This window comes from Candidatus Tumulicola sp. (assembly GCA_035601835.1).
Taxonomy (GTDB): Bacteria; Vulcanimicrobiota; Vulcanimicrobiia; order Eremiobacterales; family Eremiobacteraceae; genus DATNNM01.
Genome location: DATNNM010000009.1, coordinates 108,473 through 122,643 on the forward strand (window position 1 = coordinate 108,473; position 14,171 = coordinate 122,643).

12 protein-coding genes are annotated in these 14,171 nt (G+C 62.3%); 5 read left to right on the top strand and 7 right to left on the bottom strand.

Annotated features, from left to right (window positions below; translation table 11 throughout):
- The first annotated feature begins 6 nt into the window (after nucleotides 1-6).
- Together VN934_03915 and VN934_03920 are read left to right on the top strand one after the other, a co-directional pair.
- Nucleotides 7-1,221, top strand: coding sequence for a glycine C-acetyltransferase (locus VN934_03915; protein ID HXM17939.1), 1,215 nt, complete (start codon nucleotides 7-9; stop codon nucleotides 1,219-1,221).
- A 127-nt stretch (nucleotides 1,222-1,348) separates the two neighbouring features.
- Nucleotides 1,349-1,780, top strand: coding sequence for a VOC family protein (locus VN934_03920; GenBank protein HXM17940.1), 432 nt, complete (start codon nucleotides 1,349-1,351; stop codon nucleotides 1,778-1,780).
- Between the two features lie 219 nt (nucleotides 1,781-1,999).
- Here the strand turns inward: VN934_03920 and VN934_03925 are convergent, their stop codons facing one another.
- The 3 genes from VN934_03925 to VN934_03935 all read right to left on the bottom strand — a co-directional run bounded on the left by VN934_03925 (nucleotide 2,000) and on the right by VN934_03935 (nucleotide 4,958).
- Entirely contained in the window at nucleotides 2,000-2,176 is a 177-nt protein-coding gene (locus tag VN934_03925; GenBank protein ID HXM17941.1) for a hypothetical protein, read from the bottom strand.
- A gap of 69 nt (nucleotides 2,177-2,245) precedes the next feature.
- Complete coding sequence (locus VN934_03930) at nucleotides 2,246-2,704, bottom strand: phage tail protein (protein ID HXM17942.1); 459 nt, start codon at nucleotides 2,702-2,704, stop codon at nucleotides 2,246-2,248.
- Between the two features lie 829 nt (nucleotides 2,705-3,533).
- Complete coding sequence (locus VN934_03935) at nucleotides 3,534-4,958, bottom strand: glycoside hydrolase family 125 protein (GenBank protein HXM17943.1); 1,425 nt, start codon at nucleotides 4,956-4,958, stop codon at nucleotides 3,534-3,536.
- A 375-nt stretch (nucleotides 4,959-5,333) separates the two neighbouring features.
- On the opposite strand from VN934_03935, the gene VN934_03940 reads away from it, so the two are divergent.
- Both VN934_03940 and VN934_03945 read left to right on the top strand, forming a co-directional pair.
- Nucleotides 5,334-6,527: an MFS transporter gene (locus VN934_03940; GenBank protein HXM17944.1), complete on the top strand. Its 1,194-nt coding sequence runs from the start codon at nucleotides 5,334-5,336 to the stop codon at nucleotides 6,525-6,527.
- Between the two features lie 88 nt (nucleotides 6,528-6,615).
- Entirely contained in the window at nucleotides 6,616-7,548 is a 933-nt protein-coding gene (locus tag VN934_03945; protein ID HXM17945.1) for a hypothetical protein, read from the top strand.
- 183 nt (nucleotides 7,549-7,731) lie between these two features.
- On the opposite strand, the gene VN934_03950 is transcribed toward VN934_03945, so the two are convergent.
- From VN934_03950 to VN934_03965, 4 genes are all read right to left on the bottom strand, one after another.
- Nucleotides 7,732-9,633, bottom strand: coding sequence for a M48 family metalloprotease (locus VN934_03950; GenBank protein ID HXM17946.1), 1,902 nt, complete (start codon nucleotides 9,631-9,633; stop codon nucleotides 7,732-7,734).
- 78 nt (nucleotides 9,634-9,711) lie between these two features.
- The gene (locus VN934_03955) at nucleotides 9,712-11,160 is read right to left on the bottom strand and encodes an amidase (protein ID HXM17947.1); all 1,449 of its coding nucleotides are present in this window, start codon (nucleotides 11,158-11,160) and stop codon (nucleotides 9,712-9,714) included.
- Nucleotides 11,157-11,507, bottom strand: coding sequence for a hypothetical protein (locus VN934_03960; GenBank protein ID HXM17948.1), 351 nt, complete (start codon nucleotides 11,505-11,507; stop codon nucleotides 11,157-11,159). The genes VN934_03955 and VN934_03960 overlap by 4 nt, the downstream gene beginning before the upstream one ends.
- A gap of 18 nt (nucleotides 11,508-11,525) precedes the next feature.
- Nucleotides 11,526-12,068 carry a TlpA disulfide reductase family protein gene (locus tag VN934_03965; GenBank protein HXM17949.1) on the bottom strand — a complete coding sequence of 181 codons (543 nt, stop codon included), beginning with the start codon at nucleotides 12,066-12,068 and terminating at the stop codon, nucleotides 11,526-11,528.
- Nucleotides 12,069-12,177: 109 nt separating this feature from the next.
- On the opposite strand from VN934_03965, the gene acs reads away from it, so the two are divergent.
- Nucleotides 12,178-14,154, top strand: coding sequence for an acetate--CoA ligase (gene acs / locus VN934_03970; protein HXM17950.1), 1,977 nt, complete (start codon nucleotides 12,178-12,180; stop codon nucleotides 14,152-14,154).
- Nucleotides 14,155-14,171: the final 17 nt, after the last annotated feature.

A 14,171-nucleotide genomic window follows, 5' to 3' on the forward strand; every position in this document is an offset into this window, starting at 1 on the left:
CCGCCCATGAATCAAACCTACAATCGCAAGCTGCGCGAGGACCTCGACGCGCTGCGTGCCGCCGGTACGCTGAAGACGCTGCGTCACATCACCACGCCGATGGGTGCAGTCGTTCACATGGAAGAGGCCGGCGATACGATCGTGCTTTCCAGCAACAATTATTTGGGTCTGGCCGACAACCCGCGCGTCGTGCAGGCGGGCATTGAAGGACTCAAGCACTACGGCGCGGGTACGGCGAGCGTGCGCTTCATCTGCGGCACGCTCGACATCCATCGGCGCCTTGAAGAGCGCATCGCTTCGTTTTTGGGGACGCAGGCGTCGCTCACGTACGTGTCATGCTGGAGCGCGAACACCGGGCTGATCCCCACCGTTGCGGTCGAGGGCACCGCCATCGTCTCGGACGAGCTCAACCATGCCTCCATCATCGACGGCTGCCGGCTCGCGACACAAGCGCAGCGGCTGCGCTACAAGCACGCCGACATGGCGGATCTCGAGGCGAAACTAGCCGCCCTGCCGCCCGAGATGACGAAGTTCGTGATCAGCGACGGCGTTTTTTCGATGGAGGGCGACCTCGCCAAACTGCCCGAGGTCGCCTCGTTGGCAAAACGCTACAATGCCGTCACCATCGTCGACGACAGCCACGGCACGGGCGTGACCGGCCGGACGGGGCGCGGCACGATCGAGCACTACGGCCTGGAAGATCAGATCGACATCATCACCGGCACGCTGGGCAAGGCGCTCGGCGGCGCGGCCGGCGGTTTTGTGGCGGGCTCCGCCGAGCTCGTCGATACGCTCATCCAGAAATCTCGGCCTCAGCTTTTCTCCAACGCGCTCCCCGCAACGGTCGCGTGCAGCGCGCTTGCTGCCATCGACGAACTCGACGAGCATCCAGAGCTGCTCGCCAAGCAGCGCGAGAACATCCGGTATTTCCGCGAGCGCCTGGGCGCGCTGGGCTACAAGCCGCTCGAGGGGACGAGCGCGATCATCCCGATCATCGTGGGCGAAACCGCGTTTGCGATCAAGATGAGCGAGATGCTCTTGGCGCAAGGCGTGTTCGTCACCGGGTTCGGCTACCCGGTGGTGCCCGAGGGCACCGCGCGCATCCGCGTGCAGATGAGCTCGGCGCTCGAGCGGGAGCACCTGGACCGCGCGCTCGCGGCGTTCGAAAAGGTCGGCCGCGAACTCGGCTTGCTCAAGGCGCCCCAGCCCGCTAAGCGATAACACCACCTTAGAACGTCCGCCAAGAAGAGTCGAGGAGCCGCGCGCCAAAACGATGTCGCCGAAATGACGTCGAGGTGATCGCGCGCCGCTCCCGGAACCGCGCGGCACTTTAGCGGGAGGTTAGGCGATGGCGGATTTCCTCGGGTTCGATCACGTCGACACGCGCGTGTGCTCGCTTGCCGCGGTCGAAGCTTTTTACGATAAACTCATGCCTGAGATCGGGTTACCGGACAAAGAGTGCCACAATGTCGATGCTACCGGCGCCTGGAGCAGAGCTAAACCGGGAGAGCAGTACAATACGATCGAGTACCACGAAAAACCGTCGGACCGACAACCAGCGCATTTCATCGGCTTCATCGAGGACCCAGCGATGAAGCCCGTTTCCACTCGCATCGCTTTCCGCATCGCCTCGGTCGGCGAGCTCGATCGTTGGGTCGCGTTGCTCGGCCGCATCGGCGCGCGCAATGTTGAACCCTCATCATCCTTTGAAGACTGGTCTGCCGTGTTCTTTGAGGATCCGGCGGGCACGAAGCTCGAGGTCGTCGCGCGCAAGCCGTAGCGCCTCGCCCTCAAGAGGCCCTGGCTATGCGCTCCGCTGTGTTAGATTGTGCGTCGCCTTGATGCGGCCAGAGTGGGTGGCTGCAAGCAACGCATTGTAGTCGCGGTCGTTTTTAAACAGAAAGGAAAATATGATAGACCACGTTATTCTCACGGTCAGTGACTTCAAGCGTTCAGTCGCGCTCATGATCCGAAATTCGACGCCACCGGCTGCGCCGATCTAGTGCGGATCGGCTTTGTAGTGCGCGCCGCAGTCGTCACAGTATTCTGCGCCTGCGCTGGCCTCGTTTTGGCAACGAACCGACTTGCGCCGCTCGGTCGCGTCCTTGGGCCAATCGTTTTCGCCGCGAACCAGCTTGCGCCGCTCTTCATCGTCGCGGCCGAGTTCGGGGCTCATCGCAGGTCTGTGGTTCCCGCCCTCGTGAGCCGACTCGTAGCATTGGCATTGCACGGGCCGAAGTTCCGGCTACGGTGGCCAGACGACCTGCGTGTCGCGCTCCCAACCCTCATTTTCGAGCTTGATGTGCTCGATCGCGACCGCATCGGCGTTCGCGTCAAGATCGGGGAGGGCCTGATACTCCGAAACCCAGCAGCGGTGGATCAAGTACGAGAGCACTTTTTGGCCGGCTTCATTGAAGACATCGAGGATCATGTCTTTTCGGAAATTGGCGATGCCCGGGCCGGCGCCCGGATTCACCGCGAGATTGGCCCACTTCTCGAATTCAGTGTCGCTGGTGATGCCGCGCTCGAGCGTGATCGGCTCATACTTGGTCCGCCCCGGCAACTCGAGAATCCCGCTCGGGTCGCCGCCTTCGCGGTGTTGGACGACCTCGGTCGTGCGTCGCAATGCGCTCACCTTACTCACGCCGGCGACGTAGCGGCCATCCCACTTGACGCGGAATTTGAAGTTCTCTAGGGGGTCCATAGTCGCCCGAGGATTCCAGACGGCCTTTTGCCAGTCCCCCGCTCCTGCGGCCGCAAGGCGTAACGTTTTCGGGGCTTCGGCGGTCTAACTAATACGATGAAAACGCTCTCTGAGGCCCTGCGCGACGGATGGCGGTTAGCCGGCCGGATTGATTCACAATTCGTGCACGTGGTCCGCCAAGAAGGCAGATACTTGCGCGGCGCACTGGCCCTCGCTCCGCTGCCCACCCAACCAACAACAAAGTAGCTCCCCTTCGCAACTCCACGGCGGGTTGCAGCCGTTTTGGCATTGAACCTCAAACGGTGAGGGGAGAAGTTCATGCTCGCTTCACTAATCCGTCCACTAACCATTCTCGGCCTTCTCATCACGTTGGGCTCGGGCGCCACAACCTCGCACCCGTTCATCGATACTGTTGGGGACCGCATGACGGTAGAGGTATCCTCGACCGACACGAACGGCGTCAGCTCGACGTTGCGCGTGGATCCTTCCCCGGGCCATGGTCCGAGAGCGCATATCCACAGCCGCGAGGACGAGATCTACGTTGTCATGCGTGGGCACTTTCGTTTTTGGAGCGGTACGCGCGTTGTCGACGCAATGCCAGGGAGCGTTATCTTTTTGCCACGTAATAAACCGCATCAGTGGCTCAACGTTGGTAAAACGACAGGTGAGCTGATCTTGACAATAGTCCCCGGCGGTTTGGACCGATTCTTTGTAGAGGCGAGTAAGCGGGGTCTGAGGATCCCGAAAGATAATGCCGCGATAGATCGCCTGCGCGCCACGTATGGCATACGCCCCGCTCCCTCATTCGTAAAATAGCGTCACGAAAAGGTCATTCCTGGAGCAGGCGCAGCAGCGTCGCTTGGATCGCGTATGCGTTGAGCAGCGCTTGAGCGTCATCGACCACACGTGGCGTTCGGCGTTCCAGCGGCAGAATCGAAATCTCTTCGAGCGGCGGAAGCGGGTTTAACGGCAGCACGGTGGCGCTGCGGAAGATCAACTCCGCAAACATCGCGTTGCCCCATCCGAACTCCGTGCGCGTGAACTGTGACGGATCGTTCGGGTCGAAGCTCTCGTGGATGAGCTCGTCCGTTGGATTCGAGAGATGGACCTGGCCGATGGTGTCGGACACTTCCTTGGGCGTCGGCGCGGTGAGCCCACGAGCGATGATGCCGAGCGGCCACACCCATCCCGTGCGCGTGTGCGGGCTGCCCAATCCTTCCGCGTAGCGGCCCCGATAGTAATACGGGTTGTCGGACGAGAGCGCGAAGCGCCGCGTGTTGTTGTAGACCGGATCTTCCTTAGATACGTAGCCGAGGTACGGCGCCGAGACCAGATTGGGCACGTTGGCGTCGTCCATCAGCTCGACGTTGCCCCTGCCGTCCACCTCGTACGCGTAGAGCCAGCCATAGCGGAAGTCGTAGACGACGCCGTTGCGGTCGATGCCGGCCCGGACTTGGCCGGCGAGCGCGCGCGCCTTTGCGGCCAGGTCGAGATCGCCGTATCCCGTCACCGCCAGCTCGGCAAGTTCGCGCAGCGCCACTTCTGCCAACATCTGCTGCGGAATATTGAACGGATAGCGCACGGGATCGTCTGACGGGCGGAATGCGCTCCAGATCATCCCCGTGTCGGCATAGTCCGCGCCGCGGCCGTGATTGTCCAAGAACCGAGACGTGTACTGCGAGCAGCGCCGGTGTTGCTGCTCGCAAGCAAAGGTCGAAACCGTATGAGCCAGCGCCCAGTGCAGCTTTCGCGTGAAGACCCTGCGGTCGTGCGTCTGTTTCCAATAGGTCCACGCGAGCGTCACGGGGTAGGCCAACGAATCGACCTCCCACTTCTCTTCCCAGATCTGGTAGCCGACCGTGAACGCGTTGGCGCGCGGATTCTTGAGCACGTTCTTCGCGTTGCGCTCGATCACGGCGCGTATCAGTGAGCCTAATCTTGTGACCGCCGGGATGAAGCGCACGTAGGGGATGGTCTGCGCCGACGAATCGCGCAGCCACATGGCGGGGATATCGCCGGTCTGGACGTACATGGTCCCGTCATCTTGGCGGAAAAAATCTCTGGCCAAAGTATGGAAAAGCGTGACGGTCGGGATGTCGAGCGTCGGCTGCCTGCCGATCTGCATGACGATGCGTACCGTGCCGGCGAGCGGATCCACGGTGAACGTCGTGTCGGTTTGCTGGGAGGCTGCGGGCGAAGCGCCGGCGATCATCACCGAGACAAGAGGCAACGCCAAGCGGTATAAATGCAACACGCGGCCGCTTCGCAGCCGCGGGTCGTTATTCCGGTTCGTGAAAGAGTTTTAGGAGGGGGCTTTAGCTGGCGGCTGCGTCCTCGTCGAAACACATGGTGTCGACTATCGTCATAACACGGCGTATTTCGTCTTGCTCTTGACGGCGTAGGCTAAGGGCCACAACGGCGAGCGATACGGTTGCCAGCGTAACGGCGATCGCGGTAGCGGCTATAGGCATGATGGTCGTAATGAAGAGATGCAACTTGAGTCTTTTCCTCTCGCCCCCAGGCACTAGTATGACGAAGCCGCCAGGCCTTTCGTTACATGGGCTTCCGCACTTCGGGACGTCGCGAGCACAGGTAAAGCGGCCCGCACGGCGCACCCATACTAAAGCGCATGTTCACGAAGCTTCTCCCCATCCTCGGCATCACGTTCATCGACATTCTGGGATTCTCCATACTGATCCCGATCATGCCCTATTTCGCGAAGCATTTCGGCGCTTCGGATCTGGTGGTCGGCCTCTTGTTTTCGACTTTTGCCGCTTTCCAGTTCCTCGCGGGCCCTGTCTGGGGCAACGTCAGCGACCGCATCGGGCGCAAGTCGGTGCTCATCATCAGCCAGATCGGCGCGACCCTCGGATGGGGGCTGCTCGCGTTCGCCAATAGCCTGCCGCTGGTGTTCGTGGCACGCATCATCGAGGGGGCCTCCGGCGGCAACATCAGCGTGACCCAAGCCTATGTCGCCGACCTTGTGGAACCCAAGAAGCGCGCACGCGCGTTCGCGTACGTCGGCGCGGCGTTCAGCGCAGGCATCGTCTTCGGCCCGCTGTTCGGCGGCTTGCTGTACGCGCGTTTCGGTTTCCCTGCACCGTTTCTCGCGGCGGCTGGGCTGCAGTTCTTCACTTTGCTGCTGACGATCTTCATGCTGCCCGAGTCGCGCAACCGCGACCAGCAGGCGCAGGTGGCGACCTTCGCCGACATCTCCAAGTCGCTGGGCAATCCGAAGCTCGCTCCGTTGCTCTGGCAGCTGTGGGCGTTTTCGCTCGCGCTCTACGCGTGGTTCGCCGTTTTCACGCTGCTGATGCAGGAAGGGCTCGGCTTCAGCCCCACGCAGACCATGTTCTTCTTCGCCAGTTTCGGCGTCTTGAGCGTCGTGCTGCAAGTCTTCGTGGTGGGGCGGATCTACGACCGGCTGGGCGATCGGGGCAGTTCCAACATCGGCATCGCCAGCGCGCTGCTCGCGTTTCTGCTCGTTCCCATCGCGCACGATATTGTGACGGTGCTGCCGACGATGGTGCTTTTCGCCTTCGGCATGGCGCTGGCGCGACCCGGGCTGACTTCGTTGCTCACCGAGGCGTCTCCCGAGAATCAGCGCGGCACGATATTGGGCGTCGGCTCGTCGCTCGACAATCTCTCGGGCGTGCTGATGCCGCCGGTGTCGACGGGGATCCTCGGACGTTTCGGCCCGCATTACGCCGGATTGACGTCGGCCGTGTGGGCGACCGTCGCGCTAGTCATGGGATTGCTCGCGCAACGCCGCGAGGCCGTGCCTGCTGAGATAACCGCCGTGGAGTCCTCAGCTACAGACTAGCCCCCCAATTGTTAGGGGTCATCGGCTGACGTACGCGAACAACGAGCCTATGCATTACGCTTTGAACACTCCAAGGGTCCGCGATTCGATGCGGTTACAGCTCTCGCTTGCCGCGGTCGTGCTCATATCCGGGATGGTGTTGTCATGGGGCGTTGCCGGTGCCGGCACGACGCGCACGTGCTTCGAGTGGGAGAAAAACAATCCCGACGCAACCGGCGTGAATCTCATCTCCCTGTGTCAGAACGAGTTGGCGGTTCGTGCGAACGAATGGAGAGCGACGAGCGATCCCATCAAAAAGGGCCACTTGCAGATAGGGATGGGAGAAGACTACTGGGCGATCGCGTACTACTGCAGGTACGGCATCCTCAGACATCGCAACGTCGATGCCCGGTGTGCGCCTGGAACTGACCACGATCTGGCAGTGTCATCTATAGTCGCCGCCAAACTAGCCTACAACAACGCAAAAAGCGATTCGAACAATGCGCGCGAGATCGTCAAAATAGCAGACGATCTTCTGGCGGGCGAGTTCAACGTGCCGTCGGCGAGCCATCCTGCGTGGCTGCCGGCCCCCGAGAAGCTTTGCGCGCTCCTGGCTAAGGGGATCAGGGACAGAAATGTCGCCAAGTGGCAGCGATCGGATAAGGGATACTTTTGCGGCAGCCAGGATATGATCTATATTAATTCGAGCGAAGTCTACATGACTAACTATGACGCCACGGGGCCGACGAAGAAGCGCGTCAGCCGCTTCTATTTAAAGGTTCACGTCTCTGCCAATAGCCTCCAGAAGGACCAAATCGCAGCGCCGATCTTATCTCGGCTTTCGGCTATATTTTTTGCGGCCTGCCACCACGACACGCCGGATGATCTTGCAAAAGCCGTACGCGATGTCACGACGAGTTCGCTATCGGGGTGCCTCGGCGTGGCGCAAACGCGCTTCACGCCAGGAAGGCATGACCTTAACAGCAGCAATAGCACTGACTCCAATGGCTCAGAGTTTGAGGTTCAATTGGATGTACCGTGAGACTGACTGAACGGACCTGAAGGTCCGTTGCTACATGAGGGGGTCAGCAGGATCTAAAGATCCTGCTCCACCGACGTCCGAACTTCGTTCGGAACGCTACACCCGAGCTTCGCTCGGGTCACTACATTCTTTCCGGGGCTAAAGCCCCGGCACTACAACCGGTCGCTACATAGCTTCGCTGAGTCAGATCTTGTGGGGTTTGTCGATGTAGTCTTGGTACACGAGCCCCACGGCGATCTCCATCGATTCCGCCATCAACTGTTTGTCCAGCGTCAGATCCACGCACGTGCGGCCGGTCGCTTGCGCTTCACGGATGAGATCCGCAGCCGGCCTCTTCGTCTCATAGCCGAGCCACGCCGCGCATGCGACTTCGCCCGCCGGCACGCCCAAGCTCAATAAGGTGTCGTAATCCGGCAGCGCGACGCCTGGGAACCTGAAGTTGAGGGCGCGCGCATAGGCGGTGTAGCGCGTGCGCGATGACGTCATGTCGAGCAACGTGACCTGGGCGGAGAGTGCGCGCGTCTGCGCCGCGTAGGTGCCGTCTTGCGAGCGTTGCGCCATGGCGAGCACGGCATCCCACGCCGCCACGGCTTTATCCATGGCCGTCTGCACCTTCGGCATGTCTTTCGCCTCGATGTCGCCTTTGGTGGTGTCGATCGCGTTCAAGGCGACGAGAAAGTCGTTGAGCGAGCGCACCGAATCTTCGCCCATCGAAACGGCGGCGCGCGCGTGGTCGGTCGAGCGCACCAGCTCGTTCGACGATGTGCCGACGCTTGCGATCAGCGCGCCGTAGTACGGCAGCTGCGCGAGCGTCTTCGCCGAGGGCTGCGCATCGCGCAGCGGCCCGGCCATCTCGCGCAGCAGCGTGAGGTTATCGTCGAGGAGACCCGGCGTCGCGCCCTGCACGTCGGAGGTCAGATCGAGCGTGCCGTTGATGTCGCGGGTGATGTGGTCGAGGCCCGCGATGGCGACGCTCAGATTGTTGCCCTCCTTCTTAGGCTCGCCGACGTTCGGCACGGCGTTGGATAGCGATTGCAGCTGGTTGAAGAACGACGCGAGATCTTGGCGGCCCGACTTGACTTGCTCGCTGACGATTGAACCGTCGCTTTTCGTGGCGCTGGTGGCTTCGGCGATCTGCATACTGAGATCACGCCGCCCCGCGTCGAAAATGCCTGCCTGCTGGAACGCCTGCTGCGACCCGGCCACCGCGCCTGCGACGTCCGGTTTCAGCGCCGCGTCGAGTTCGGCTAAGTGCTGGGTCGCCAGGGGATTCTGGGGGCGTACTTTGAGCGCCGCGCGCAGGCGCGCTTGCGCGTAGGAAAGGCGTCCTTCTTGTTCGTCGTGCAGTGCTTGGACCGTGAGTTGATCTGCGTTCGGCCGATCCAGCGCGGCATAGCCGAGCATGTGCGAGACCCGATCTTTGGGCGCCGGATGATTCTCGAACGCTCTGTCCGCTTTGCTTTCGGGAAGGGTTTGCAGGTCCGCCAGGCGCTCCATCATGTCGACCATAGAGCGCGGGTCGTAACCGGCGCGCGACATCAGCAGCAGCCCATACTGGTCGGCCTGCAACTCGTCTTGGCGCGAGAACTTGTTGAACAGCAAGTCGCCGCCGTAACCACCGAAGATGTACGCGATCGGCGTCAAGATGGACAGCACGCCGATGAGGATGCTGAGCAGGTTGCCCTTCTGTCGCAGCGTCACGACGTGGCGGCGCTCGACGTGGCCCATCTCGTGGGCCATGACCGAGGCAAGCTCGTCATCCGACGAAACCGTGTTCAGCAGCCCGAGGTCGAGATGGATGAAACCGCCCGGGAGCGCGAATGCATTGATCTCGTTGGAGTTGATCACGGTGAATCGGTACGTGATGTCTTGGCGCACCCGGTATTGCGCGAGCTTGCCGCCGATGCCGGTGACCCACGTCGTGAGGAATGGATCGGTGACGAGCAGGCTTTGTCGATCTATCTGCTTGTTCAGTCCCTCGCCCTGGGAGATCTCGGCGCTCGTGCTCATGGCGCGAGCGGGCGCAGACGGCATGGCGATGGTGGCGATGAAGACGCTGAGGGTGAGGGCAGCGATGAAGCGCATGAGATCAGTCCGTTTCCGTTTCCGGGGCTAAAGCCCCGGCACTACACCCGAGCTTCGCTCGGGTCGCTACATGGCAAATTACAGGGCCAGGGGTGGGTGGCGGCGGTGCCAATCGGTGCGCGACTGGAACTCGTCGCCGAGCGCTATGAGGTCAGCTTCTGAAAATGCTGGTCCGATGAACGAAAGACCCGTCGGCAGCCCCTGCTGCCCGAAGCCGTTCGGCACGGCGATCGCCGGAATGCCGGCCAGGTTCGCTGAGGCGATCGGCGATCCGCCCTCGATGCCGGGATACGCCTTGTCGAATGAGACGCCGATGGGCAGCGCGACGCTGCCGAACGTGGGAGCGACAAGCGCGTCGAAGCGTTTGAAAAGCTTTGAGAAGCCGCGCTTGATCGGCGCGCGCTCGCGCATCGCGTCCACATAGTCCACCGCGGGGACGGTGAGATACGAATACCCGCCGCGACGGTCGTCGGGATCGGCCAGCGTCGCGGCGCGGCCGTCTTGGATGATGTCGCGGAAGGCCGCGGCGCCCTCGGCTGCCAGAATCGTGACGATGCTTGCGCCGTAGCGATGCGCCGGCACCGCGACTTCTTCGATGTCCGCAAATTTTCGCAGCACGCCGAGCGCTTTGTCGAAGTTCTTGACGACTTCGGGTTGCGCTTTCTTCGTCGAATCCTTCACCAGGCCGAGTCGCAAGCGGGATGGTTTCACCAAGTCCAAAACGTCCCTGACTCTCACAGATCCCGGCGCCCCTGGTTTAAGTGAATACAGTGGAACTTCTCTGCTCGATGAGGTCGGGTCGTTCGGGTCGCGGCCGGCTATGGCGGCGAGCACGAGTCCGGTGTCCTCTGCGGTCCGGCACATCGGGCCGATTTTGTCGAGCGTCCAGCACAGCGCCATGGCGCCGTGGCGGCTCACTCTGCCATACGTCGGGCGCAGCCCGGTGATGCCGCAATACGTCGAGGGGTTCACGATCGAGCCGCTCGTCTCCGAGCCGATCGCGAAGGCCACGAGACCGGCGCCCATCGCGGCGCCTGGTCCGCTCGAGGAGCCGCCGGTCCAGTAATTCGTGTTCCACGGGTTCTTGCACGGGCCGGTGAACGAAGCGTTGGCCGAGTTGTAACCGAGACCACCGGCAAGTTCGATCATCGCGAGTTTGGCGATGAGCACGGCGCCGGCCGCCCCCAGCAGCTTGATCACCGTCGCGTCTTGTTTGAATACCTGGTCGCGATACGGCGCCGCGCCCCAGGTTGTCGGCGCGCCCTTGGCGGCAAGCAGGTCCTTGACGCCGTACGGAATGCCGTGCAGCGGTCCGTGATCGGTGCCGGCTGCGAGATCGGCGTCGGCCCGCTTGGCCTCGGCCAGCGCGCGATCGGGCATCAGCGTCACGACCGCGTTGAGTCTCTTTCCGATGCGTTCGAGCCGCCGCAGGTACATCTGCGTGAGTTCGACCGAGGACACGGAGTGCTTGCGCAGCAACGCGCCGAGTTCCGAAATCGAAGAGAACGCCATTTGCGCTTCGGTCACGACTCGTTCTCCTCCGCGGAGAACACGAAGTCAGGCTCATCCCAGTTCTTGAACTTCACTTTTCGAAACGCTTTGCTCAGGCCGAAGCCGTCCTCGATGTCGCTTGCGATCTTCTTGGCCATCGCGTCCGAGATCTTGGCCTGCGGCAGATCCTTCTGAATTTTCTTGGCCATTTCGAGCGCGAGGGGCGACGGTTTCGTCGGCCCGGGCGGGGCAGGCGGCGGTGTCGGTGTGGGCGACGGCGCGGCGGCAGGCGCCGAAGCCGCGGGTTGCGTGCCGGATGAGGCGGCCGCGATACCGGCGGCCGCAGCGATCGTTCCGGCGAGAAACGAACGTCGCGTGGTCATGCGCTCTAGAGTACCTCGCTAGTCCTTAACGATTGCTGAAAGACCGTCGTGCAGCACGCCGGCGGGCAAGAAGCCGCGCCAGATCTTGCGCACCACACCGTACTTGTCGATGAACACGCTTTCCGGAATGGAACCCACTTCGTACTTCTCGGCGAACGTGCCCGGATCGAGCCCGACCTGGAACGCGATGTGGAATTGCTTGACGAACGGGGTCACCTGCCCGGCTTCTTCTTGCTCGTCTAGGCCCAGAAACACGATCTTGTCGCTGTACTTCGGGTAGCTCGCGACGATTTGCGGCAGTTCTTCCTTGCACGGCGGGCACCACGTGGCGAACACGTTGATGAAGACGGCCTTGCCTCGAAAGCGGGCGAGGTTGATGCGCGTGCCGTCGATGCCCTTGACCGTGAAATCCGGAGCCAGAGCGCCGACGCGTGCCAAGGTCGGGGCGGTCTCGCCCGGTTGTGGCCTGCCGCCGGCGCCGCTCGAGGGACCCGCGTTTTGCGAACAGCCCGCCGCGACAAGGACTAGGGCCGCCAAAGCGGCCCCCGCGAGAATCTTCATTAGACAAAAGGTGCGGCGCGGGTCCGGCTGAGCCCTCCTCGCGTTTGGAGGAGGTCGCTGAAAGCCCGCCGGAGAGGCAGGGACGTTCCAGGAGGCGCGGAGGTTTCCCATGATCGAGAACAAGCCACAAGCCATCGAAGCGCTCTTTGCCGAGAACCGTGTGTTCCCGCCGAGCGAAGAGTTCAAAAAACAGGCGAATTGGAACGACCCCGCCGTGTACGATCGCGCCGGGGCGGACTATCTGAAATTCTGGGAAGAGCAGGCCGCGCGTCTCGAGTGGTTCCAGAAATGGAATTCCGTGCTGCAGTGGGATGAGCACAAGAAGATCGCGCGCTGGTTTGACGGCGGCAAGCTCAACGTCTCGCACAACTGCCTCGATCGGCACGTGAAGGCAGGCCACGGAAAACAGATCGCCTTCTTTTGGGAAGGCGAGCCGGGCGATTCACGCGCGCTCTCGTATTCTGAACTGCTGCAGGAGACGTGCCGGCTGGCCAACGGGCTGCGCGAAATGGGCGTGAAGAAAGGCGACCGCGTCGCGATCTACATGGGCATGGTGCCGGAACTGCCCGTGGCGCTCTTGGCGTGCGCGCGCATCGGCGCCATCCACTCGGTGGTGTTCGGCGGCTTCTCCGCGGAGAGTCTGCGCGATCGGATCGTTGACGGCGAGTGCAAAGTCCTCATCACGCAAGACCAGGGCTGGCGGCGCGGTGGCAAGATCGCGCTCAAGCAGATCGCGGACGACGCGGTCAAAGACACGCCGAGCATCAAGCACGTGATCGTGCTCAAGCGCGTGGGCGACCCGGTGGGCTGGCAGCAGGGCCGGGACCACTGGTACCACGAGCTCGTGAGCAAGCAAAGCCCGGAATGTCCGCCGGAACACATGGACGCCGAAGACGTGCTCTACATCCTATACTCCAGCGGCACGACGGCCAAGCCCAAGGGTATCGTGCACACGACGGGCGGCTATCTGACCGGCATCACCTCGACGCACAAGTACATCTTCGATTTGAAAGAGGAGCGCGACGTGTACTGGTGCACCGCCGACATCGGATGGGTGACCGGCCACTCCTATATCGTGTACGGGCCGCTGGCCAATCGCGCGACGAGTGTGATCTTCGAAGGCACGCCGGACTTCCCTGACAAGGACCGCTTTTGGGCGGTCGTCGAGAAATATAAGGTCTCGATCCTCTACACCGCGCCCACCGCGATCCGCACGTTCATGAAATGGGGCACCGAATACCCCGCACGTCACGACATGTCGTCGTTGCGCTTGCTCGGCTCGGTCGGCGAGCCGATCAATCCTGAAGCGTGGATCTGGCATAAGGATTTCATCGGCGGCGGGCGCTGTCCGGTCGTCGACACGTGGTGGCAGACGGAGACCGGCATGATCCTGGTTTCGCCGCTGCCGGGCATCACCCCGACGAAGCCCGGTTCCGCGACGTTCCCCTATCCGGGCGTTTTCGCCGACGTCGTCAACGCCGACGGCGAATCGGTGCCGCTCGGCGGCGGCGGCTACATCGTCATCACCAAACCCTGGCCCGCGATGCTGCGCACGTTGTGGGGCGATCACGATCGTTATCTCGAGACGTATTGGAAGCGCTTTGCCAAACAGGGCTACTATTTTCCAGCGGATGGCTGCAAGCGCGACAAGGAAGGCTACTACTGGCTGCTGGGCCGCGTGGACGACGTGATGAACGTGTCAGGGCATCGCATCTCGACCACGGAGGTCGAGAGCGCGTTCGTCGATCACCCGAAGGTGGCCGAATGCGCCGTGGTCTCCAAGAAGGACGACATCACCGGCGAAGCGATCGCGGCTTTCGTGACGCTCAAGGGCGGCGGCGTCGGCTCACCGGCCGAAGCCGACGAGCTGCGCAAGCACGTCGTCTCGAAGATCGGCGCGTTCGCGCGTCCGAAGTACGTCACGTTCACGCCGGATCTGCCCAAGACGCGCTCGGGCAAGATCATGCGCCGGCTGCTGCGCGACGTCATGGAGGAGCGGCCGCTCGGCGATACGACCACGCTCGCCGATGCGACGGTCGTGAAGAACATCGCCGAGATGGCGAAGACGTCGACCAAGGACGACTAAGAGTTACCGGGGCTAAA

What these genes read in the sequence shown, in the direction of transcription:
- VN934_03940 (HXM17944.1), top strand. Translation starts at nt 5,334, where the DNA reads ATGTTCACGAAGCTTCTCCCCATCCTCGGCATCACGTTCATCGACATT.
- VN934_03920 (HXM17940.1), top strand. Translation starts at nt 1,349, where the DNA reads ATGGCGGATTTCCTCGGGTTCGATCACGTCGACACGCGCGTGTGCTCG.
- VN934_03960 (HXM17948.1), bottom strand. Translation starts at nt 11,507, where the DNA reads ATGACCACGCGACGTTCGTTTCTCGCCGGAACGATCGCTGCGGCCGCC.
- VN934_03915 (HXM17939.1), top strand. Translation starts at nt 7, where the DNA reads ATGAATCAAACCTACAATCGCAAGCTGCGCGAGGACCTCGACGCGCTG.
- VN934_03925 (HXM17941.1), bottom strand. Translation starts at nt 2,176, where the DNA reads ATGAGCCCCGAACTCGGCCGCGACGATGAAGAGCGGCGCAAGCTGGTT.
- acs (HXM17950.1), top strand. Translation starts at nt 12,178, where the DNA reads ATGATCGAGAACAAGCCACAAGCCATCGAAGCGCTCTTTGCCGAGAAC.
- VN934_03965 (HXM17949.1), bottom strand. Translation starts at nt 12,068, where the DNA reads ATGAAGATTCTCGCGGGGGCCGCTTTGGCGGCCCTAGTCCTTGTCGCG.
- VN934_03945 (HXM17945.1), top strand. Translation starts at nt 6,616, where the DNA reads ATGCGGTTACAGCTCTCGCTTGCCGCGGTCGTGCTCATATCCGGGATG.
- VN934_03950 (HXM17946.1), bottom strand. Translation starts at nt 9,633, where the DNA reads ATGCGCTTCATCGCTGCCCTCACCCTCAGCGTCTTCATCGCCACCATC.
- VN934_03930 (HXM17942.1), bottom strand. Translation starts at nt 2,704, where the DNA reads ATGGACCCCCTAGAGAACTTCAAATTCCGCGTCAAGTGGGATGGCCGC.